Consider the following 21,435-nt stretch of genomic DNA (forward strand, 5'->3'; position numbering starts at 1 on the left):
TCAATCGACCTTCATAATCATAAATTTGGTGTAAGTATCTTTAACCTCATTAATTTTAGAACGACCTATGGGTAATTCCAACCCATTGGACATTAGAACAACTCCGCTAGAAAATTTCTTCACATGAAGCAGATTAATAATAATAGAACGATGGATTTGCAAAAAGTTACAGTCTTTTAAGGCCAAAGCATAATCTGAAATGATACCTTTGCTTTCATAGGTTTGATTAGTGGTCGTAAAATGTAGTTTGCTTTTTATAGTTAAGCTTTTGGCAGCTTGAATACTAATGAGGTCATCATATTTTAAAACGATTTCTTCATAGGTTGACTTGATAACCATAAACTTTTTATCAAGTGCTTGAAAGTATTGGCATATCTTGATCACTTTCTCCTCCAAGATCGAAGGAGCAATAGGTTTTATCAAATACTGAAATGTCATGACATCAAAACTTTCTACCATATATTCAGGATAGCTTGTCAGAAAAATAATTTGTTCATCTAGGTTATTTAACTCTCTTATTTTTCGGGCTGTTTGAATCCCATTTCCCCCCCCCATTTCAATATCCAAAATTAAAATATGGAATGGAGTTTCATAGCGCTCATAATGGGATAACAATTGCTCTCCCGAGCCGAATAATTCAATTTCAAAATCTAAATTAGTCTTTATCGACAAAGTAATCAGGATGCTTTTAACAAGTTCTCTTTGTTTTTCCTCATCATCGCAAATAGCCACTCTATACAAAAATGATACACCTCCCATTTTCTATACCTTTATTCTAAAAATCCATATAAACATGATACAACCTTTTGACTTTGTATAGATATCTTTTGGATGAAATGCAAATTAAAATCCCTCAACACCACATGAACGAATATTTCCTTGACTGCTAATAGGTCAGCACCATTTTCAATCAACATAGTCATCATTTCAAGGTTGGAATTTTCTACCGCAACATTAAAGCAGTCTCTTCTTCATTTGTCTTATGATTGACGTCACATTTGAAACTATTAGTAATCTAGCTGTTTCAAAATAATCGTTTTTGACTGGCACGAAGTAGAGGGGTGGATCCTATCGTATTGTTTACATCAGGGTTAATGCCAAGATTTAATAAAAATTTGCTTCGTACATGACTTTGCTTTCGCTGAACATGGCAGGTCATAGAGGCTAGCCCTGCTTCTTGGAAAGATGGATTTTCCTCACAGGTAATTGTTAGATGGGTTTAACACTCTGGATTTGCTCGAATCCTACGCATGCCATCCTAGCCTGACAGGGTTTGAGGTAGCCCTTCGCTTCAAAATAGAAGCATCTATTTACAGGGCCTCGTGGCCCACTCAACTATTGTTCCTCGTTAACTTAATCGAATGAGTATAAAAGTATAATGAAATTGCATAATAAAAATAGCTTAACTCATTCCACTGTCTTACATACACGTATGAGTTCTTCACGTATAAGGAGTTGTCGGTATGGTAAAGATCAACATTCTTCCACTGCGCCACATAACCCCACCACAGGTTTTGGCACTTGGGTTTGCTTGTATTATCTTTTTTGGTACCTTTTTGTTAACATTACCGATTTCATCAGAAGACAGTTCACCTACTTCATTTATTAATGCATTGTTTACCGCGACCTCGGCAACCTGCGTGACTGGGCTCGTAACAGTCGATTCGGGTACCCACTGGTCTAAATTCGGGGAAATCGTCATCATTTTCTTGATCCAGATAGGCGGTCTTGGGTTTATGACAATGGGAACTCTTATCGCACTGCTTTCCAGAAGAAAAATCTCCCTCAAGGAACGTTTGATACTGCAAGAATCATTGAATCAGACAAGCATGGAAGGCATTGTTCGGCTAATACGTAAGGTATTGCTCTATGCTTTAGTCATCGAAAGTATCGGCGGCTTGCTGCTTACGATCCGGTTTGCCTATGATATGCCCTTTGGTCAAGCTTTGTATTATGGTATCTGGCATGCAATATCGATGTTTAATAATGCTGGATTTGACCTTTTCGGACCCATCACCGGACCCTTTAGCAGTTTTACAAGCTACGTATCCGACCCTTTGGTAAATTTCGTCGTTACAAGTTTAATTATACTAGGTGGTATCGGCTTTATTGTTATCGCAGATGTTCTAGAGTACAGAAAACGTAAAAGTATTAAGCTCTCTCTACATTCCAAAGTTGCTCTCAGCACGTCCGCGGCCCTCCTTCTTATTGGCACGATCGTTATTTTTATATTTGAATTTAGCAATCCCAATACGTTACAACCGCTTGACTGGGGATCTAAATTTTTGGCGTCATATTTTCAGTCGGTTGTACCGCGTACCGCTGGTCCGAATTCATTGGATCTAACTGCACTTCGACAAGCGACACAGTTTTTTATCATCGTACTCATGTTTATCGGAGCGTCTCCTGGTTCAACTGGGGGCGGGATAAAAACAACGACTTTTGCGATCTTGATTGGCGCGATTGTCACGATAATCCGAGGCAAGGACAATATTACTATATTTCGGTACCGGCTAGCGCAGGACAGGATATTCAAAGCAATAACACTCACTGTTTTAGCTATGTTCCTTGTCGTATTTGTTACTATGATTCTTTCCACGATTGAAGATGCTCAATTTCTAAAAATACTGTTTGAGGTGACCTCAGCTTTTGGTACTGTAGGACTCAGTTTGGGCCTTACGCCGGAACTATCGGTATTAGGAAAAATTATCATTGCTTGTATGATGTTCATTGGCAGGTTAGGACCTCTTACCTTGGCTTATGCGCTTACCCCTAAGAAAGAGAAGGAATTGTTCAAATATCCGGAAGGGAAAATCACAATAGGGTAAGGAGACAACTCGATGAATAAAAAAATCAATATGCAGTGATAGGTCTCGGGCGTTTTTCTGGCCAAGTGTTATAGTTATTACAATATTCATGTTTATCGCACGCCCTTTGACCGTACTCGCATGCGCACTTCTCGATCGACGGGCAAAATGGGAACGGAATGAGTTGTTTTTCATGTTTTGGGTTCGAGAAACTGGAGTTATTCCAGCTGCTCTTTCAGGTATGATGACTGCTGCAGGTATCAAAAATGTAGAAATCATAGCAGTAGTGACATTTATGGCTGTCTTGCTTCCGATTGTTTCCCAGGCCAATACGACTGCTTTCGTAGCGCGCAAACTTGGTATCTTGGATGAGTCAGATCAAGAAGGTGCGTAATTAACTAATCTGCTTGTCAGCTCAACGAGACCGCCGAAGCCCGCGGTTTCCGCGGACTTCATTCAGACAATGATGTCCTTTTTCAAGCTTTCTTTTTATATACCTTCATTGCAAAGAAATAGGCTACGATCAAAATCCCGACGCACCACGCAAGAGCGACCCATATATCATTGCCCACCGGCTGATCTGACAGAAGCGCACGAATGGCGTTCACGATCGAGGTCACCGGCATCTGTCAAGCCGAAGCGTTTAAGCAAGTCGTCCGCATCCAGATGCGGATTTTTGAGGTATCGCAGCTTGGCGATCATGATCAGATTTTCCCGTCCGGTCAGTATCTCGTTCCACCTCGAAATTTACGTCGTTTAGCACTTGAAGCTGTTTGTAGGACTTTTGCAGTCCTTTTATCTCAATATACAAAGGAAGAGCTGCCTATAAGCAAGCAACTCCTCCATTAACGTTACCCGGTAGTTCAATCTAAACTTTATAAAACAAATAATTCTCCGTTACGGAAATAATAAATATCCTCCCTTTTAAAGCCATACTCTCCATTCGTGTGCTTAATATGTGGCTCAAAAGTAAAGAAAGATGCTTCACTCAGCTGCATCTTATTTCCCAACTCAAAATATTTCCGGTTATCTTTATTAAATTCTATTGTGTGTCCCAAATTACCAGAAAAATCAAGATTAATGTAATCGAGTTGTTTTATAACCCCATTCATGTATAAGTAAACTTCTTCAAAAGTCATGTCTGGTTTTACATAATCTATAAACACGCTATGAAGTTGCTTTTCTGATTTAATTCCATGCGAAAATTCTAAAGCAGACTGAGTGTTGGTGTTTTGAAGTGTTTCTTCGTCAATCACATTTCCATCAATAACTAAAAACGTTCGGGCATAGTCTCCCCAATAGGTGTTAAATTCTGGGCTAAGGTCTACGGTCACAATATCATTCTTGCCTACTAATGTTTCCGATGGATTATAGTCCTTACCTGATTCGGAAATTTTTGTTCTCTTCCCAACATGAACAAAAGCCCCTATACCATGATACCAAAAATTATTTACACCTCTATCTCTCATGATGTCTTCGGCTTTATAAACGATTTCACGTTCAGAGATGCCTTCTTTAATTACATCCTTTAACTCGCTTATTGTTGATTTGGCGATAGATTGAACGTAAAGATAATGCGACAAATGCTCCACAAAATAGCCCACCCTTTAGCTTGTTTCTGAGAAAAATCCAAATGAGTCGTTATTATAAATTCTTCCTTTTGTTTAACTATCCTGCCCGTTCGTATTATGAGATCAACCAGTCCTTTCTGGTTGATCCTTTTTTAATTTGCATAGAGGATTAAGGTAGCCTGGTCGAACGTACCTGCCCGTGGGACTTGATCCCGAGAGCTATAATGTTCACCCCTACTTGTCATGACCATGATTGAGGCTGGTTGGGACGTAAGATCCCGTATAACAAGCGATGCTATGGAGCGACAAGAAGAACCTTAGGGGATGCCGGTGAATCTAAACTTATAGGGAGAGATAAAATGAATCCAGTTATCGGTCTAGATATTTCTAAAGAAGAAAGCCATAAGAGCGCGGAAAGCCATTCCAAGGGACATTCCACTTCGAGCACACTCGAGATGGTTTAGCAAATCTACTTCAAGTTTTATCAGAAGTTGAATTTGCATCTAAACAACGCCCTTTGCTTATTCTAGAAGCAACCGGTCATTATCAAAGTCCCATTGTTCAGTTCCTAGAGGAACATCAATATATTTATATTGTTATTAATCCGCTCATCTCAAATCGGCTTAGGAAGTCACAACTTCGTAAAGTAAAGACGGATGCTGCTGACGCTTACCTATTGGGAGAGCTGTACTACAAAGAAGAGTTTGAACCTTATAAAAATGAGGTGTGCAACTTCTCAATCTGCGCTATCTTAAAAGACAATATGAATCTCTTTCAAAGATGTGTGTACAGACTAAACTACAATTCCAAGCTGTTTTAGATCAGGTTTTCCCTGCATACAAAGGTGTCTTTGGAGCTATGTATTCCGGTATTTCATTACGGTTTTTAAGTGAATTTCCAACCTCCTATTCAGTATTGCAGACGGATAAAAACACACTCAAATCTAAGATGAAAGAACTGCTTTCTTCAAAACGGGGCGTTCAGAGGACTGGATTAACCAACGGGTGCAACGGCTGCTAGATGCGGCAAAACAAAACCTATTTCAGCAAACCATGTATGCAAGCCACTTAATCAATTTGAAAGTCCTTATTACCCTCATTCTTCAGTACCAAGAGCATCTTACTGGATTGGAACAGAAACATAGAGCGATGCTTTTCTCTCCGCCTGTTCAATTATTGCAGTATTTCTGCTTTGTTAGTTACACGCCTTTTCCTTGCGTGAAGTAAAAAACAAACGGCACGGGGCTTTCCCATGCCGTTTTGAATTCCATTTTTATTCCCGTTCTTACCTTTGAGCTTAACTTAATGACATTGCCTGTTTGGGTGTCCTTATTGTTTTTCTAAGTTTTGCTTGCTAAGCGACTCTATTCAGCATCATTCTGCTCTTCCAGCCATCTCAAAATCGCTTGGTTTGTTTCTTCCGGCTTTTCTTGCTGGATCCAATGACCGCAATCCAGATTGACCACTTCCGCATTAGGCACGAACTTTGTCAGGTTTTCAGACCTCTGGACCGTATCCCGGTCACCATAGATCATGAGGGTCGGCTGTACCATAAAAATGAAGGGGGTTGCGATTTTGGATGAGCTGTTTCATCCCTTCTTCATTTAGCGATTTGATTTATGCCTCGCATTTAAAACGTTCTGACTTTTGATGAGAATTAAACCCTAAATGATTGAGAAATACAGGAGCTCCTCTCTCCTAAAGATCAGGGAAACAATAGACCCAGATTTATGCAGTACCAAAAATCCTTTTAACGATTCTTTTGTTATTTATATTTCCTTATTCTGTAATATTTTTTTGCAATGTTGAAATTTTAGCCCTTCTTCAGATGAAGCGATCAATATTCCAAGCCTTCTTAATCGTGTTTCTTCTTTCTTGGCGCTCATTACCCACCAGATAGAATCTCTTTTATAGGATGGTGATAAATTAGTGAAGAATAGCCAGGCGGTTTGATTTGCCTTGATTTGTTCTTCATATTCTTTGGCAAGTTCCACGTTTCTTTGTTCAGAGGAATAGCCTTGTGCATCGGTTCTGTTGTTAAAGACGTGCATTCCTTCTGGTCTCATCTTTCCAAGCTGTATTAGTGCTTTTACCTTCTTTACGTTCACAGCACTCCATACACTATTTACTTTGCGCGGAGTAAAGCGAATCTTATAGCTTTGTTTATCAATGGTTTTTCGTATACCGTCAATCCACCCAAAACAAAGAGCGGCATCTACTGATGCAGACCAAGTAAGGCTTGCACGCCCTGTACTTATCCCAAAATAGCCCACCCAAATTTCACTAGCTTCAGCATGATGTTCTTCTAACCAATCGTTAAACTCTTCTTGGTTGTTGAAAAAAACTACATCTCCCATTGTTCCAGCCATTTTAAAATCGCTTGGTTTGTTTCTTCCGGCTTTTCTTCCTGGATCCAATGACCGCAATTCAGATTGACCACTTCCACATTGGGCACGAACTTCGTTAGTTTTTCAAACTTCGGGATCACATCCCGGTCGCCATAGATCATAAGTGCAGGCTGTTGGATGATTGGGTTCACGTCCGCCAATAAGCGCCAGTTGCGGTCAAGGTTCCTGTACCAATTTATACTTGCCGTGAAGCCTGATGATTTGAAGGCGGAGACGAAAACGGCCAGTTCGCTGTCGCTCATTATGGGTTCGCCGAGTGGTGTTTCTGCTCTGGCAAGATTAATCATCGCCATACCTGGCTGAGGCGCTCTGGGTGGCTTGTTCTTCCGGTAAATGTTGCGAAGGAACTGGAATGTATTTTCTTCTAATACGGCGTCTGCGATACCCGGCTGTCGATTGAAGTGGACAAAATAGTAGTCGCCGCCAAGTATTTCTTCCATGAACTCGATCCAGGGTCTTTCTCCGCGCTCTTGGTAAGGCATGCTCAGATTTATCACTTTATTTACACGGTTTGGATGCAATAAGGTCAGCCACCAAACGATCATTGCACCCCAATCATGACCGACAAAGGTGGCTTCTTCGTATTCGTAGTGATCGAGAAGTGCGATGAGATCACCCGACAAGTGTTCAATGTCATAGTCTGTTACTACGCTCGGACGGGATGAGTTGCCATAACCCCGCTGGTTTGGGACGATGACATGGTAGCCCGCTGCGACAAGGGCGGGCACCTGATGGCGCCAAGAAAAGGCATGCTCTGGCCAGCCATGACAGAGTACAATAGGTTTTCCTAAATTTTGTCGGCCTGCTTCAAAGACTTCGAGTTCCACACCGTTGACTGAAATAAGGGTGGGCTTGGGAAAATCGGTTGGATTAAACATTGCAATTCCTCCTTCTTGTGATACATGTAGTATAATGGACAAAAGGTGACATCTTAGTGTCACCATTTTGAAATCATGTAGAAAAAAAGAGGGCAATTATGGACAAAGTGGAGAGACTCATTTCGATTATCATGATATTGCTGAGAAAAGAGATTATATCTACAAAGGAATTCTCACAACTATTCAATGTTTCCAAAAGAACGATCCTTCGCGATATGGAAACACTGAGCTTATCGAACATCCCGATCTACTCTATCAATGGGGTCAAAGGCGGGTACGGCATAATGGATGAATACAAGGTGGATAAACGCCTTTTAAGCAGCTCCGATTTACAGAATATATTAGCTGCGCTCGGCGGATTTGAACAAATCCTCCTTACTGAAGAAGTTGAAAGAACGATAAAAAAAATAGAGGCAATGGTTAGTCCTTTGTCTTTGAATCGTTCCATTCAACTGTCGTTTTATGAATGGGAAGGTCGGTCCGAGATTCTTGAAACCTTAAAGACATGTCAAACATCCATTTTAAAGAAAAGGCTGGTTTCGTTTGATTATACAGATAAAGACGGGGCTGTAACGAATAGAATGATCGAGCCCTATGAGCTGCATTTTAGCGAATCAAGTTGGTACTTGAAAGGATTCTGTTTACATCGACAGGGATATCGAACTTTCAAGTTATCTCGGATCGATCATATTACTATGGATGAACGCGCGTTTCATCCTAGAGACGATTGGTCAGAGCAAGTACAGGAAGCAAATTATCTACCTGAATTCGTCACGATTAAGGCATGGATATCGCCTAGCATAAAAGATCAAATCATCGAAAGGTATGGTCGAAGAAGTATTGAAGAGCATAGTTCTGGATTTTTATTAGCAACCATTTATGTCCCACAAAATCGTATGGGATTTCAACTTTTAGCAAGCTTCGGCACTCATCTAAAAGTTGTAGAGCCCAAAACCTATGTTGAAGACTTTCGAAATTATTTATATCAAATGATGGAGAACTATTCCTGATAGATTTAGCATTAAAGCTTCAACCTTCAACTCAACTTTTCGCCGTCACTTATGGTAAGGTTCCCCGCGTTTGATCTTCAACTCTCCTGCCCGTTCGTATTATGAGATCAACCAGTTCTTTCTGGTTGATCCTTTTTTCATTTGCATAGAGGATTAAAGTAGCCTGGTCGAACGTACCTGCCCGTGGGACTTGATCCCGAGAGCTATAATGTTCACCCCTACTTGTCATGACCATGATTGAGGCTGGTTGGGACGTAAGATCCCGTATAACAAGCGATGCTATGGAGCGACAAGAAGATCAACCTTAGGGGATGCCGGTGAATCTACACTTACAAGGGGAGATGAAATGAATCCAGTTATCGGTCTAGATATTTCTAAAGAAGAAAGCCCATGGACAAGCCTTTCTAGAGCGCGGAAAGCCATTCCAAGGGATATTCCACTTCGAGCATACTCGAGATGGTTTAGCAAATTTCCTTCAAGTTTTAACAGAAGTTGAATTTGCATCTCAACAACGTCCTTTGCTTATTCTAGAAGCAACCGGTCATTATCAAAGTCCCGTTGTTCAGTTCCTAGAGGAACATCATTATATTTATATTGTTATTAATCCGCTCATCTCAAATCGGCTTAGGAAGTCTCAACTTCGTAAAGTAAAGACGGATGCTGCTGACGCTTACCTATTGGGAGAGCTGTACTACAAAGAAGAATTTGAACCGTTTAAGAAAAGAGGTGTGCAACTTCTCAATCTGCGCTATCTTACAAGACAATATGAGTCTCTTTCAAAGATGTGTGTACAGACTAAACTACAATTCCAAGCTGTTTTAGATCAGGTTTTCCCTGCTTACAAAGGTGTCTTTGGAGCTATGTATTCCGGTATTTCATTACAGTTTTTAAGTGAATTCCCAACCTCATATTCAGTATTACAGACGGATGAAAACACACTCAAATCTAAGATGAAAGAACTGCTTTCTTCAAAACGGGGGCGTTCAGAGGACTGGATTAACCAACGGGTGCAACGGCTGCTAGTTGCGGCAAAACAAAACCCATTTCAGCAAACCATGTATGCAAGCCACTTAATCAATTTGAAAGTCCTTATTACCCTCATTCTTCAGTACCAAGAGCATCTTACTGGATTGGAACAGAACATAGATGCTCTGGCTGAAGACATTGAAGAATATGAATTAATTCAGTCGATTTCTGGTATTGGGCATAAAATTGCGGCAACAATTTTATCTGAAATTGGAGAAGTCGACCGATTTGATCATCCTAAAAAGCTAGTCGCCTTTGCAGGCATTGATCCAAGTGTCTTTGCTTCAGGTAAGTTTACAGCAACTCGAAATCGAATCACGAAACGTGGTTCCAGGCAGTTGCGTTACGCGCTGGTTTTGGCTATCCAATGCGGATTAATTCGCGCTCGTAATATACGAATCAAAGAATTCTACAATCGTAAGAGAGCCAAAGGAAAACCACATAAAGTGGCTCTAGTCGCATGTGCCAATAAATTGGTGCATTGGCTATATGCCATCATGAAAAACAAAAAAACATTCTGGATTGCTTAATATGAAACCAATGGTATAACCTTCCAAATACAATACAATTGGGGGGTTATTTGGCTTACCTACTTTTAAATATAACATATGATTGGGCTTTACTTTACTGGTAATCTTGACAAGCTATTAGCTGGTATAGCCATACATGCAGCGCAAGCGCCGCACCACAGATGATGAAAATGGGTAAAATTAGTCAATACTGCTACAACGGCTGGCGAAGAAGGTCGATGAGCTATGGTGCCTTAGAGCCCATCCGTTAGTCTGACTTCAACGACCCCGGTGCATCAAAGATTGTCGCTCCCTTTCGGGAAGCACTCATGGGAGATTAATCCTACTCTGGTTTTTGCACCAGCCTAGTCTTTGGTGATTGTAGAACGAAGTTTGTTGTTTTTCTGTCTGCCTAACTTTATTTAATTACACATAAGGCTCAGCCTTTTTTAAAAAAGTGTTTTTCTGGGTCTTCTTTCTTATGTTCTTTTACTAGTTTTGAGCTATTTTAATTTTCATGGGAGCTTAATAAGGCTGGATCCGATAACAGCCAAAAGTTAAATGCTATCTTAACACCATTAACAAATCATCAAATTTAATCTCTTTGAGCAATACGATAGTCTATACTAATTTTACCACCATTAGGCGTTGGTACAGCTTTAAATTTATATTCGCTACTTAAGGAACCAACTGGAGCACTAATGTGGCCACTCTTACCTGGTGCGAGAGTTCCTTTCTGATCTCCATTAATTGTGATTCTTACGCTTACATTCCCAGTATTTTTAATCCAGAAGTTTACTTTTACCCCATTACTCTTTTTTAATGGGTATGTAGCCTGAAATTCAGTTCCTGAATAACTGCCACTTTTAGCTGCATAATCTTTCGACGAACTTTCAGTCGACTCCGCAAAAGCAGGTATAATACTAGTTCCAGCAATTAGACAAACTACCAGAGCAGATGATACTACTCCTTTGAAAACGGACTTAAGATTCACGATCAAGCACTCCTTATTAAATTTATTTGTAACTATTCCGCATTTAGATAGTTACTTTTTTAAAATTACATGTCTGTACATTCCTGTTTCCGTAGAGGTAGTTCCGTAACGAGTGCCTCTATTTGTGCTGTCAGATGTCAAGGACTCAGAATGGATTGCAAAACTTCTTCGTCATGGGCTACTTAAAGCAAGTTTCATTCCAGATCGAAATCAACGGGAGCTTCGAGAACTTGTTCGATATCGTCGTAGTATCATTAAAGAACGGGCTAGACAACATAACCGAATTCAAAAAGCGTTAGAAGGAGCCAATATTAAACTCAGCTCTGTTGTCTCTGATATTATGGGTGTCTCCTCTCGTGATATGCTTCGCGCCATTGATGATGGTGAAGATGATCCTGAACTTGCGAACTTCGGTAGACGCACAATGAAGCGAAAAAAGGATGAACTTGAACTGGCTCTACACGGCTATGTAAATCCTCACCAACGCTTGATGATTAAGACTATTTTAACGCACATTGATTTTTTAAGTGAACAGATCGTGATTCTAGATCATCGCTACGAGGGTAACTCCATTTCATGACGATGTCGAACGTTTAGATTCAATTCCTGGAATAGCTACTCGAATGGCAGAACAAATCTTAGCCGAAATTGGGACCAATATTAAGAAGCAGTTTCCCAGTGAAAATCTTCTAAAGTAAAAATGGAAACAAGTATCTGAAGTCCGCCTTAGTTGAAGCAGCCCATTCTGTTGCAGCTTCAACGAACTATCTCGGTGCCATGTATAGACGAACAGCATCGCGAAAAGGAAGGAGACGAGCAGCGGTCTCTGTTGCGCATGCTATGTTGAGAATAGCCTACTATCTGTTAACACGCGAAGAAATGTATGTGGACCTAGGCGAAGATTACTTTGACAAACTGAAGCAACAATCTATTGTGAAATACGCAGTTCGACGACTAGGAAACTTAGGTTATTCTGTAACTATTGCAGAAGTCTCTTAATTCATTAATATACCAATACTCCTTATTTCGGATGCTGTGATCTTCAAAAAAATGAATGGACTGCGTCCTATTTACTTTGCCTTTTTTACAATAACTGTAGATTTAATTTTCATGGGAGCTTAATCTCGAACATAAACTGCCCTGCCAAAACTGGCAAGGGACGGTGCTTACATATAATGTAACATCAGCATAATTCATTTTGATCATCATCTAAATAAAGATTATCATCTGCTTAGTAACATCACATAGCTCATTTCCACTCTTCTTCCAAAATAGCGTAATAGTATTCATCCCACCATTCATCACCATTTGGTATACATTTCTTAAAATAGCCTTCTCTCCTCATTCCAATTTTATCCATTACTCGGTATGATGGAATATTCTGAGGCTGACATGTAGCTATAATCCTATGTAATTTCATTTTCTCAAAACCATATTTCAATATAGCTTGTGCTGCTTCAGAAGCATACCCTTTTTTGTGATACTTAGGATTAAACACCCAACCGATCTCATAAGTATGATCACCAAAATACTTATAAAAAACAATGTGACCAATGAGAAGATTTTCTTCCATTAATACAACAGGGAAATTTCCAGCGTTATCACCTATGTTTTTATTTATAAACTCCTTAGTATTTTCTTCAGAAAAAACCCCTTCAGGTAAATATTTCATAACGTTAATCTCTGATGTATACTCATGTACAGCTTGCCAATCTATAACTTCAAATTTGCGTATCAATAATCTATCGGTTTTTATATACATTCTTCACTTTTCCCCCCATCAAAATTATTAATCCATTAATATTTATTTCGATAATAGATGTTAAATACCCTCTAAAATAAACGGTCCTTCTTCATCTATACTGGCCATTAGCTTAATGCCGTTCCCGGTCTAATACTATAGTTTATTTTCTTCTAACACCCAGCCTAATTATTAGCCTCACTTAATTATGCATTATTGAATTCTTGAATAGATCTACGCTTGTCATCATTAGACTCACGATATGAATTGTTTGAATAACTTCTTATTACGTTCCTCCAAAATTCCTGAGCTGGATAGTTGCTTTCAACTTGCGTTACTTTCCAATTCCCCTTAAATCGATCAAAAATCTGAATTGCAGCTTGTTTACCTATACCTTTTCCATTATATTTCTTAAGAATGAAAAACTGTTCAATTTCAAACGACAGTTTACTATTTGTCGTTTTCACAATAACAAAGCCTAACAATGTCCCAGTTGACTTAATAAAGAAAGACTTATATTCATCTTTAGATAAATATTCAGTGACTGGAGCTCTCCTAAACAAACCCTCTTTATCAACTTCGAAATTCAAATATTGACTAAACTCATAATCATAGAACTCGAACATATTTCGCAAGATGTGTTCCTCATTTAATAGCACTTCTTCAATATAAACATTCACATATCTCATCCTGTCTTTTTGATAACTATCTTCTTCATACTTTCCCAATCTCTCCTGAATGTAAAGCTCAATTCTCACCTATGCGGTGATCGGTCAAGTATTTATGTTCTTGTCATTTTCGGAGTTGAATTATTATTGCGAAAAATATGCTAAAACTTAGGATCACCAAAAACCCCCTCGACCTGAGGAGATTTTTTCTATTGCAATGCATTACGTCTCTCCTAACATTTCCTACAAACGCTAATGATAGATGAAGATGACGGAGAGAACGGAGTTTTATCCCAGTCAGCATATTGATGTTCGACGCGAAAGCCGTGACGGGTTAATAAAGAATGCAGCGTAGCCTGATCCGTGAACCGACAAGCAATTCGGGTAGTCGTTCGCTTATCCCCCCAATCACGCATCGTGACCCAATGCATGATATGCTGGCTAGCATCGTAACATTGTGTGCCTGATACCTTGACGTTAATCCCATCCTTATCAATAAATGATCCCCATTCTGTCTCCTCTTGATCGGATAAATCCGTTCCCTCAGGATTACGGGTCTCGAATGCAAAAATCCCATGGGGTTGTAAATGTTTGTGAACGGTAGTAAGCAAATCGATTTGATCTTGATCACTTAAGAATGCCTGAAATGCATTGCCAGTTAAATAAATCATCGAAAATCGCTTGTCCGATTCGAAGGTACGGGCATCACCTTCCATAAAAGTAACAGTTAACCCTTCCGCCTTCAACCGCGCATATGCGAGCATCGCTGAAGAGATATCTACACCGGTCATCGTTATGCCGGCTTTCGACAGTGGTATCGTCGTTAAACCTGTACCGCAAGCAAGTTCTAACACTTCCCCAGGACTCGATCTAGCAAGCTCAAGATAGAACTGATATTTATCCATTTCACCGTCAAATTCAAGATCGTAATTTACCGGATCTTGATATTCTTCAAGATTGTTATGTTTAGTCAACGCCATTCCCCCCTTTCATTTCAACGTTGCATTGGAGAAAAAATAATTCATACAAGGAAAAACATGTGCTTTTATAGACGCAGAAAGGATAACTGAATTGAAATCCTATCGACAGCTATCGCGCTTAACAATATTATTTTACTTTTTTTTTGAAAACTCGTTTGGTAATACATAGTTATAATCAATTTTTATCGAACCTTACACAACTACTCTTTAAATCGATAATCACTTCGCTCTCTCGTCGAAATGCTGATGGAAATTGTTAACTTGAAGTCTAACTTACTTCATTGCGATACTATCGTTCTATCTTCTTTCCAAAAAAGTGTTCCTTCCCCTTGTTCCATTGTCTCCTTATCGAATAACTTGATATCAATCCGATTATAATCGTAGGTATATAAAACCTTGTTTGTGCTTACGTGGATTAAATATGAATATATCCGTTGATTATTACCTCCATACTCTAATACTTTGTTAATCTCATAAATTTCAGATGCTTCATTATTTATAGTGACTTTGATGTCATCCTTTGATAGATCGGGGCTAATATCAATAATTTCAGAGTCCTTCAATAAATCAGCGGTTTGATTTAATGTCTTAGCTCTTTTTAGACTCATCGGCCTGAAATATAACATTAATTGGGGGAAACCTTGTTTTATACGAAAAGCTGTTAAAGTATAAACTTCTAATCCATCAATTTTTGCATTCAATTCAATATCATTAAATAAAGGTAAATTCCATGCCCAATACTCCAAGTAGTTTATGTTGTAATCCTTACACGCATAAAATGCATAATAAAGTCCCTTCTGAACAAACAACTCATAATTTCCTTCTTCATCCGTAAACGTATTATAAATGTCTTCAAATTGATCATTTAATAGTCTTATTATTGCTCCTTTAAGAGGTTCTTCTTCGAAGTTTGTGATTCTACCAAATACTTTAATTTTTGTCTCCATGGTAATCACCTCAATGTATGTATTTTATTTAGTTTGATTTCAGACAACGCGTTATTTACGAACAATGCTACATCAACCGCTATTCCGCTATCGTGTTCCGTTATGTAATAACTGCTCGAAATTAACAACCAAAGGGTATATATTCTCCATTGAATTGATAATGGTAGCCGTTGTCTATTCGGACATATCCGAGTATACAATGATCTCTATCCCTAAATAAGACACTAGAGCAGTTTTTATTGTCTATATTACCTTCAGCAATCAAAATTTTATTGTCTTCACAAGCTAAAACAATTCCGATATGATCGTGAGAATTATCGGAGAGAAGCTTCTCGAAAATAACAATATCACCACGTGACGGATTGAATTCTTCTTGTTTGGCGTCATAGAAAAATCTAGTTTCGGGCAGCTGAGCCCAATCCAACCACGCACCAACCCCAGCTAGCCGATACATGCGGTTAGGATATCGAATTGGAAGAAGTATTCCAACCTGCATACAGCAGTAGTATACAAATGCAGCACACCAATTACCTTCTAGCACTTTATAGATCTCAGAGTCCGGCCAATACTTGCAAATTTCACGATAACGTTCATTTTCAGGTACTCCGATAATATTTTGCCCTGCAAGCTTTTCCGCAAAATCAGCCAGCATAAGTCGTCTGTCTTTAGATTTTCTATTTAATGCTTCCGCATCGACGTTAGATTCCATATCTACATTTTCCTCCGGAATCCCTAATTCAATAAATACATTTTGTAGTCTATGTATATCTGTCTTAAGAAAATTGTTACCTGTCTTTTGAAAGTACGTCTGCAATAAAATAGCATCTTTAATAACTTCCTCATCTGGTCCATGAACTCGATGTCTATCTTCTTGATAAAAGATTGATCTAAGAATGACTGACATCTCTTCGTCGGTAAAAACTTGAGTGCTACGTATTATAGGTCTTACCGCGTCTGCACTGTTGTGGCCAGGAAAGGTATTAATTCCAGTTTTATAGAAGTAAAAATCGTGAAGCACCCCCGCGATCGCAGCGATTTCCGAATCTTGTCCTCTTCTCATAGCGAGCATCGAAGCGAAGGTCGAAACCCCAGAAAGCTGAGCCCAAGCTCTCTGATTCTTGAAGTTACTCTGCATTTCATAAACAAGGGATCGAACAATTTCAAGTCGCTTAGATTTCTTCTCACATATCATAATTAATTTCCCCCTCCCCAAACTAACACAGGCTTATGCCCGTAGACTCTCTGTTCTCATAAAGCTCTCGTTCCCCGTTATGGATAGTTGAATTATATTATTCCGAACTGGGTCAAAGCATAGTGTACACCATCTTTGCTTGCTTTTTTGGTAACGAAATCTGCTTTTCGCTTAAGCTTTTCATCACCATTTCCCATAGCAATCCCCAAACCAACAAACTCTAACATATCCAAATCGTTTCCACCATCTCCAAATGCAATTGAGTTGCAAACGTCAATTTTGTAATAATCCAGCACTCTTTTGATAGCTTGCGATTTAGATACAATGTGAGTTTCAAGAACATTCATTACATAATCATGGAAACGTACAAACTGAAGTTGCGGAAAGTTGCCAATAAATTTTTCAGCTTCACTCTCATCAGCATACAAACATATACAGTAAATCTCCTCTGGAAGTGTGTTTAATTTGCTTGGATAATCGATAAGACCAAGGGTCTCTGCTAGAGCACTTCTAACACGTTTTTCTTCTACTCCAATACCGTTCATTGAAATCGAATCTGTAAAATAGGAAATACCGTGTCCATGTAACTCAGCAAAACTCGACAGTTCATGAGCAGTCTTTTGAGATATTACAGACTTATAAATAACTTCGCTATGGTTTTTCACAAGAGCCCCATTAGATGAGATTAATGTATCAATACCTAGTGCAACTAGTTCTTCACATAAACTATGCGGTCTCCCTGTTGCAACTACGACCTTAATGCCTTCTTCATGAAGTCTCTTAATCGCCACTTTTGTACTATTAGGAATTACTCTATCCACTTCACTGTATAACGTACCATCAACATCAAAAAATACTATTTCGTACATTCTGCACGAATTCCCCCTATTTAATAAAACACTTATTTTACTATACACAATACGTTACGCCCTAGTATAATTCCACGTCTAGTTTAACTATCCGAGCTTTTTTGCCCTAGCAGTAAAACAAAAAAACTGCTGAAGTAAACACTTTTCCATTAACGTTCCCCGTTAGCCATTCATGCATCCTCTGCAATGCACCACAGAGCATGAAAGTTGACCCGTTCTTTCATGGTAGTTGAACAAATAAAAAACGGCTGCCGAAGCAACCGCTATTCCAATATAGTTCTGACACAAATTTCAAAATAGGTGGACTCCGCCTCTACCTAAAATTTTCTACATACTCATGGAGGAAGGCGTCTAGTGTACGTGGCTCTCTGCCGAGCAAGCGCTTCACAGTGTCATTTGGACTTTCTGGCACAACCGTAGACATAGTTTGAATCTCCACAACGTGGTTCGCGAGCCAAGGAGGCATATGCCCGTGTTCGATAAGATTACGGAGTAGTACTTGGGGTTCCATGTTGATATAACTTATCGGCCGATTAAGCAGGGCGGATAGTTGATTCGCGATCTGGGGATAACTGAAAATCTCCGAACCAGTAAGCGTATATATTTGACCGGATACCTCGCGGTTAGTCAGAACTTCTGCGGCAACGTCTGCAATATCGCGACAGTCAATGAAGTTACATGGTGAATCACCCATGGAGCCGAAGAAAATATTTTGGGTAGTGATCGTTGGTGCTAGGCGCATTAAGTTTTGCATGAATGCATAAGGACGCAACACGGTGTGGGTGAGACCCGATTCCCTCAGCGTTTTCTCAATTTCTTGATGCCAGCCCGCCACTGCTACTGGAGAGCTCTGCTCAAAGGCAGGGCTGGATATTTTTACGATGTGTTTGATTCCAGATTCGGCGGCAATCTGAATGATTGAAGTTTCCAATTCGATTTGTCTTGGACTGTTGGACATGGCAAGGAAGAGCTGGCTAGCATCTGTAAACGCGCGGTGCAGCGATGTGGGGTCAGAAGCATCCACAAAAGCGACCTCGATAGTCGATCTGCCTTTTTCTCCGATCTGATCACGCAACTTCTCTGGCTCTCTGCTCAGCGCCCTCACAGGTATACCAAGATCAACCAGACGTTCCAAAAGCGCACTACCTATCGTACCTGTTGCTCCCATAATAACTATCATTTTTATCTTCTCCTTTTAGATGAAAAATTAGTTGTGACGACAAGACGCCAACGCCATGTCACTATCGTGCTTGCTATGAATCCAGACAACGGGAAATCAATCCAGACACGATCGACCCAGGCCAAGTGATTACCCGGAATCATAAATTCTAGTAACACAGATGTCACCCATGCGGCGTATAGACCCAACGAGGACCCGACCAATGCGAACCCCCCTACAACAACCAAGTGAGGTGCACCGATGACCCATCGCATATGGCCCACTCGGCTGCGCAACAAGAGGCCAATCATCAAGGCCATCAAGGCCGATGCACCGCCGATTGTGGTCAATGCTCCTATTAGAAGCCCCCTATCAGCAGTAACCAATCCCCCGATACCTGCCATGATGGCAGGAGCAGCATAGGCCATTACAACTTCACGCCACAGTACAAAAGTCTTTTTCTTGGAACCAGCAGCCTTGATGCCATAAACATCATCTGTCTGATTCGAGTATTTCATCTGGTTCATTTAGTTGCTCCTTTCTTCTTTGAAGTAGTTCAATGATTGTGTTCAGCGAGATATAATTAGGTGCCTAACTATATAAGAGTAAAAATAGGCTAGCTTCACTAGCCCATTCTACTCATTACTGATGTTTCCCTTTGGTTTCGAGCCTAGTTCGCCCGTAAGTGCTGAGATGCCTTGTGTAACTCGGTCTAGCAAGTCGAGAAATACGCTTCGCTCATCGATATTGAGTAAGCCCACCATCGCTTCCAGCCGAGCGAAATGCTCAGGAGCCATTTCACGGAGCTTCTTCGCTCCTTCTTCCGTCAAAATGACCGTTCTCTGACGGCCATCTTCTGAGGTTGCTCGACGAGATACTAGGCCGTCTCGTTCAAGAATGTCGATAAGACCAGTCACTGTAGCACGTGTAACGCCTAGATGCTCCGCTAATTGTGAAGGCAACTCTTCTCCTTCGTTATCTTCAAGATCTGCCAATAAACGATATCGCCCTGTTGATAAACCGAATCTAGAGAAATGAATCTCCGAGGCATGTCCAAGCTTGGCTCCCGCTGCCATTAGCCTAGACGCGACGAGTATAGCCTGTGCGTCTATGTCTAGGTTATAGCGATCAATCTGACGCTTGGATTGTACAAGCGAGGGAATAGCTTCAATGTCATTTATTTTTTTATTATTGTTGTTCATAAACATAGTATGGTCCCTAATTACTTTTGTGTCAACATATTTTTATAACACAACTCATTATTTCTCCCATAGCTCGACCAGCCTACCTTCAGGATCTTCAATCCAAATAAACTTTCCAAATTCGCTAATCTCTTTTTTCCATTTCCTAATTGGGGTTTTATCACAGTCCCATTCCAATTTTCTATTTCAATCTTCAACACCTCACTGTACCATTTTTTTACACCCTCAAGATTCTTAGTTCTCCAAAATATTCCTCCAAAACCTTTTATCATCGTATCTAACTCCTGTCTGTCATCAAATTTTCACCTATCAATTTACATTAGATATTCGAGATTTAAATTTAAGTTCCTTTTCCAACTATCCTGCCCATTAATTTAACAGAATACTGTATGGAATATTTTAGGTGGATAGATTCATAGAAAAATGGTACATTATTTTGGAATCAACAGCGAAGCCTGTTCGTGTTCGATATGTGTTATTGGGATACCACGCAAGTCGGGATATACGTTTAAACTCATATTAATTATATTGGGAGATGGTACCGGCATGGACAAGAATTCTGGTTATAGAACAAACGTTATAGGCGCTGGTGAAGTTGGCGTCGCTTTCTCGGTCGACATGGATAAGTATGTTATTCATGAAACAAACAGCTTATTTTGGGATACAAAAGGAAATGATGTTTTAGGAGCAACCGCACTTCCTTTATATGGAGCATTTGTCTCAGAAGAAAAATGTCAACTTTTTGGCAATGTCTCAGGAAAAAAGGTGCTTGAGATAGGCTGTGGAAGCGGTCAATCTTTGCAATATCACGGGGAACGCAAAGCATCTGAACTATGGGGTATGGATCTATCAGAAAACCAAATCGAAAAGACAAGACAATATTTGACGGCGTGTGGTCTTTCAGCAAAATTAATCTGTTCTCCCATGGAAGAAGAATGTGGCATACCTGAGGATTATTTTGACTTTGTTTATTCGATTTATGCCATAGGCTGGACAACCGATCTTGAGGGTACTTTTAGCAGAATTGCATCTTACCTAAAAAAAGACGGCGTATTTATTTTCAGTTGGTCTCATCCTATACATAAATGTGTTGTTGCTGAAAATGATATGCTTATTTTTAAAAAATGTTATTTCGATGAATCTTGGTATTCGGTTTCTCTTGACGAAAGTACGCTAACATTATCGGACCGTAAACTATCAACTTATGTGAATGCGCTCTCAAAAGCGGGATTTGTCATTGAACAAATGATTGAGGAAACTGAAGATGAAATCATGCAATCGCGGGACGATAACGACGATTTTGCAAAAAAAGCTAAGATGCTTCCTGTAACTTTTGTAATCAAAGCAAGAAAACTATAGTTAGTAGTTGAAAATAAATGCCCGTTAGAATTCCTGTAGAATGAATAATTTGGCCTTTGTACAAAAAAGAGCACCTCTGTAACATGGGAGTTGGAACGGGTCTACAGCCCTTTTAA

General features: G+C 39.7%; 22 protein-coding genes and 5 pseudogenes. 9 read left to right on the forward strand and 18 right to left on the reverse strand.

The window, feature by feature from the left end; translation table 11 throughout:
* A complete protein-coding gene (locus tag UQ64_RS14960) occupies positions 1-741 on the reverse strand; it encodes a LytR/AlgR family response regulator transcription factor (RefSeq protein ID WP_060624256.1) in 741 nt (246 codons plus the stop codon).
* 722 nt (positions 742-1,463) lie between these two features.
* On the opposite strand from UQ64_RS14960, the gene UQ64_RS14965 reads away from it, so the two are divergent.
* On the forward strand, positions 1,464-2,828 hold the full coding sequence (locus UQ64_RS14965; RefSeq protein WP_060624257.1) for a TrkH family potassium uptake protein: 1,365 nt from the start codon (positions 1,464-1,466) through the stop codon (positions 2,826-2,828).
* 28 nt (positions 2,829-2,856) lie between these two features.
* Entirely contained in the window at positions 2,857-3,201 is a 345-nt protein-coding gene (locus UQ64_RS14970; protein ID WP_342447589.1) for a cation:proton antiporter domain-containing protein, read from the forward strand.
* A gap of 82 nt (positions 3,202-3,283) precedes the next feature.
* Here UQ64_RS14970 and UQ64_RS30120 read toward each other — a convergent pair.
* From UQ64_RS30120 to UQ64_RS30130, 3 genes and pseudogenes are all read right to left on the reverse strand, one after another.
* Positions 3,284-3,430, reverse strand: a pseudogene (locus UQ64_RS30120) (ABC transporter permease); the annotation flags it as partial.
* Positions 3,423-3,542 (reverse strand): annotated as a pseudogene (locus UQ64_RS32900) (ABC transporter ATP-binding protein); the annotation flags it as partial. The pseudogenes UQ64_RS30120 and UQ64_RS32900, both read right to left, overlap by 8 nt.
* Positions 3,543-3,682: 140 nt before the next feature.
* Entirely contained in the window at positions 3,683-4,399 is a 717-nt protein-coding gene (locus UQ64_RS30130) for a M24 family metallopeptidase (RefSeq protein ID WP_167348487.1), read from the reverse strand.
* Positions 4,400-4,868: 469 nt separating this feature from the next.
* Here UQ64_RS30130 and UQ64_RS32145 point away from each other — a divergent pair.
* Positions 4,869-5,198 (forward strand): annotated as a pseudogene (locus UQ64_RS32145) (IS110 family transposase); the annotation flags it as partial.
* Between the two features lie 543 nt (positions 5,199-5,741).
* On the opposite strand, the gene UQ64_RS31285 reads toward UQ64_RS32145, so the two are convergent.
* The 3 genes from UQ64_RS31285 to UQ64_RS14995 all read right to left on the reverse strand — a co-directional run bounded on the left by UQ64_RS31285 (position 5,742) and on the right by UQ64_RS14995 (position 7,663).
* Complete coding sequence (locus tag UQ64_RS31285; protein WP_053781983.1) at positions 5,742-5,930, reverse strand: alpha/beta fold hydrolase; 189 nt, start codon at positions 5,928-5,930, stop codon at positions 5,742-5,744.
* Between the two features lie 216 nt (positions 5,931-6,146).
* Complete coding sequence (locus UQ64_RS14990; RefSeq protein WP_245237987.1) at positions 6,147-6,746, reverse strand: YdeI/OmpD-associated family protein; 600 nt, start codon at positions 6,744-6,746, stop codon at positions 6,147-6,149.
* Positions 6,722-7,663 carry an alpha/beta fold hydrolase gene (locus UQ64_RS14995; RefSeq protein ID WP_060624260.1) on the reverse strand — a complete coding sequence of 314 codons (942 nt, stop codon included), beginning with the start codon at positions 7,661-7,663 and terminating at the stop codon, positions 6,722-6,724. The genes UQ64_RS14990 and UQ64_RS14995 overlap by 25 nt, the downstream gene beginning before the upstream one ends.
* Before the next feature lie 98 nt (positions 7,664-7,761).
* Here UQ64_RS14995 and UQ64_RS15000 point away from each other — a divergent pair, with 98 nt between their 5' ends.
* Together UQ64_RS15000 and UQ64_RS15005 are read left to right on the forward strand one after the other, a co-directional pair.
* Positions 7,762-8,673 carry a helix-turn-helix transcriptional regulator gene (locus tag UQ64_RS15000; protein ID WP_060624261.1) on the forward strand — a complete coding sequence of 304 codons (912 nt, stop codon included), beginning with the start codon at positions 7,762-7,764 and terminating at the stop codon, positions 8,671-8,673.
* Positions 8,674-9,019: 346 nt separating this feature from the next.
* Positions 9,020-10,229, forward strand: a pseudogene (locus UQ64_RS15005) (IS110 family RNA-guided transposase).
* 574 nt (positions 10,230-10,803) lie between these two features.
* Here UQ64_RS15005 and UQ64_RS15010 read toward each other — a convergent pair.
* Complete coding sequence (locus UQ64_RS15010; RefSeq protein ID WP_060624262.1) at positions 10,804-11,202, reverse strand: hypothetical protein; 399 nt, start codon at positions 11,200-11,202, stop codon at positions 10,804-10,806.
* 124 nt (positions 11,203-11,326) lie between these two features.
* On the opposite strand from UQ64_RS15010, the gene UQ64_RS32150 reads away from it, so the two are divergent.
* The 3 genes from UQ64_RS32150 (at position 11,327) to UQ64_RS32160 (ending at position 12,201) form a co-directional block, all read left to right on the forward strand.
* On the forward strand, positions 11,327-11,782 hold the full coding sequence (locus UQ64_RS32150; RefSeq protein ID WP_245237989.1) for an IS110 family transposase: 456 nt from the start codon (positions 11,327-11,329) through the stop codon (positions 11,780-11,782).
* A 43-nt stretch (positions 11,783-11,825) separates the two neighbouring features.
* Positions 11,826-11,900, forward strand: a complete 75-nt coding sequence (locus tag UQ64_RS32905) for a hypothetical protein (protein WP_245237995.1) — start codon at positions 11,826-11,828, stop codon at positions 11,898-11,900.
* 79 nt (positions 11,901-11,979) lie between these two features.
* Positions 11,980-12,201, forward strand: a complete 222-nt coding sequence (locus UQ64_RS32160; protein WP_245237991.1) for a hypothetical protein — start codon at positions 11,980-11,982, stop codon at positions 12,199-12,201.
* A gap of 250 nt (positions 12,202-12,451) precedes the next feature.
* On the opposite strand, the gene UQ64_RS15020 is transcribed toward UQ64_RS32160, so the two are convergent.
* The 10 genes and pseudogenes from UQ64_RS15020 to UQ64_RS15065 form a co-directional block, all read right to left on the reverse strand.
* Positions 12,452-12,964: a GNAT family N-acetyltransferase gene (locus tag UQ64_RS15020; RefSeq protein ID WP_060624263.1), complete on the reverse strand. Its 513-nt coding sequence runs from the start codon at positions 12,962-12,964 to the stop codon at positions 12,452-12,454.
* A gap of 185 nt (positions 12,965-13,149) precedes the next feature.
* The gene (locus UQ64_RS15025; protein WP_209445806.1) at positions 13,150-13,701 is read right to left on the reverse strand and encodes a GNAT family N-acetyltransferase; all 552 of its coding nucleotides are present in this window, start codon (positions 13,699-13,701) and stop codon (positions 13,150-13,152) included.
* A gap of 143 nt (positions 13,702-13,844) precedes the next feature.
* Positions 13,845-14,585, reverse strand: a complete 741-nt coding sequence (locus tag UQ64_RS15030; protein WP_082651146.1) for a class I SAM-dependent DNA methyltransferase — start codon at positions 14,583-14,585, stop codon at positions 13,845-13,847.
* A 284-nt stretch (positions 14,586-14,869) separates the two neighbouring features.
* Positions 14,870-15,538 carry a carboxypeptidase-like regulatory domain-containing protein gene (locus UQ64_RS15035; protein ID WP_060624265.1) on the reverse strand — a complete coding sequence of 223 codons (669 nt, stop codon included), beginning with the start codon at positions 15,536-15,538 and terminating at the stop codon, positions 14,870-14,872.
* Positions 15,539-15,659: 121 nt separating this feature from the next.
* Positions 15,660-16,730 carry a CHAP domain-containing protein gene (locus tag UQ64_RS15040; protein WP_060624266.1) on the reverse strand — a complete coding sequence of 357 codons (1,071 nt, stop codon included), beginning with the start codon at positions 16,728-16,730 and terminating at the stop codon, positions 15,660-15,662.
* 92 nt (positions 16,731-16,822) lie between these two features.
* Complete coding sequence (locus UQ64_RS15045) at positions 16,823-17,599, reverse strand: Cof-type HAD-IIB family hydrolase (RefSeq protein WP_060624267.1); 777 nt, start codon at positions 17,597-17,599, stop codon at positions 16,823-16,825.
* Between the two features lie 313 nt (positions 17,600-17,912).
* Entirely contained in the window at positions 17,913-18,779 is an 867-nt protein-coding gene (locus tag UQ64_RS15050; protein ID WP_060624268.1) for an SDR family oxidoreductase, read from the reverse strand.
* 2 nt (positions 18,780-18,781) lie between these two features.
* Entirely contained in the window at positions 18,782-19,285 is a 504-nt protein-coding gene (locus tag UQ64_RS15055) for a hypothetical protein (protein ID WP_156417567.1), read from the reverse strand.
* A 108-nt stretch (positions 19,286-19,393) separates the two neighbouring features.
* Positions 19,394-19,960: a MarR family winged helix-turn-helix transcriptional regulator gene (locus tag UQ64_RS15060; protein ID WP_060624285.1), complete on the reverse strand. Its 567-nt coding sequence runs from the start codon at positions 19,958-19,960 to the stop codon at positions 19,394-19,396.
* 57 nt (positions 19,961-20,017) lie between these two features.
* Positions 20,018-20,232 (reverse strand): annotated as a pseudogene (locus UQ64_RS15065) (VOC family protein).
* A gap of 274 nt (positions 20,233-20,506) precedes the next feature.
* Here UQ64_RS15065 and UQ64_RS15070 point away from each other — a divergent pair.
* Positions 20,507-21,319 carry a class I SAM-dependent methyltransferase gene (locus tag UQ64_RS15070; RefSeq protein WP_060624269.1) on the forward strand — a complete coding sequence of 271 codons (813 nt, stop codon included), beginning with the start codon at positions 20,507-20,509 and terminating at the stop codon, positions 21,317-21,319.
* Positions 21,320-21,435 lie beyond the last annotated feature (116 nt).

The organism is Paenibacillus etheri (assembly GCF_001012825.1).
Classification (GTDB): domain Bacteria; phylum Bacillota; class Bacilli; order Paenibacillales; family Paenibacillaceae; genus Paenibacillus_AQ; species Paenibacillus_AQ etheri.

Excerpts from the sequence above, each read along its gene's own strand:
- UQ64_RS15040 (WP_060624266.1), bottom strand. The coding sequence starts at position 16,730 with ATGATATGTGAGAAGAAATCTAAGCGACTTGAAATTGTTCGATCCCTT.
- UQ64_RS14990 (WP_245237987.1), bottom strand. The coding sequence starts at position 6,746 with ATGGCTGGAACAATGGGAGATGTAGTTTTTTTCAACAACCAAGAAGAG.
- UQ64_RS32160 (WP_245237991.1), top strand. The coding sequence starts at position 11,980 with ATGTATAGACGAACAGCATCGCGAAAAGGAAGGAGACGAGCAGCGGTC.
- UQ64_RS14995 (WP_060624260.1), bottom strand. The coding sequence starts at position 7,663 with ATGTTTAATCCAACCGATTTTCCCAAGCCCACCCTTATTTCAGTCAAC.
- UQ64_RS15050 (WP_060624268.1), bottom strand. The coding sequence starts at position 18,779 with ATGATAGTTATTATGGGAGCAACAGGTACGATAGGTAGTGCGCTTTTG.
- UQ64_RS15045 (WP_060624267.1), bottom strand. The coding sequence starts at position 17,599 with ATGTACGAAATAGTATTTTTTGATGTTGATGGTACGTTATACAGTGAA.
- UQ64_RS15055 (WP_156417567.1), bottom strand. The coding sequence starts at position 19,285 with ATGAACCAGATGAAATACTCGAATCAGACAGATGATGTTTATGGCATC.
- UQ64_RS15020 (WP_060624263.1), bottom strand. The coding sequence starts at position 12,964 with ATGTATATAAAAACCGATAGATTATTGATACGCAAATTTGAAGTTATA.
- UQ64_RS31285 (WP_053781983.1), bottom strand. The coding sequence starts at position 5,930 with ATGGTACAGCCGACCCTCATGATCTATGGTGACCGGGATACGGTCCAG.
- UQ64_RS15000 (WP_060624261.1), top strand. The coding sequence starts at position 7,762 with ATGGACAAAGTGGAGAGACTCATTTCGATTATCATGATATTGCTGAGA.
- UQ64_RS15070 (WP_060624269.1), top strand. The coding sequence starts at position 20,507 with ATGGACAAGAATTCTGGTTATAGAACAAACGTTATAGGCGCTGGTGAA.
- UQ64_RS15035 (WP_060624265.1), bottom strand. The coding sequence starts at position 15,538 with ATGGAGACAAAAATTAAAGTATTTGGTAGAATCACAAACTTCGAAGAA.
- UQ64_RS15060 (WP_060624285.1), bottom strand. The coding sequence starts at position 19,960 with ATGAACAACAATAATAAAAAAATAAATGACATTGAAGCTATTCCCTCG.
- UQ64_RS14965 (WP_060624257.1), top strand. The coding sequence starts at position 1,464 with ATGGTAAAGATCAACATTCTTCCACTGCGCCACATAACCCCACCACAG.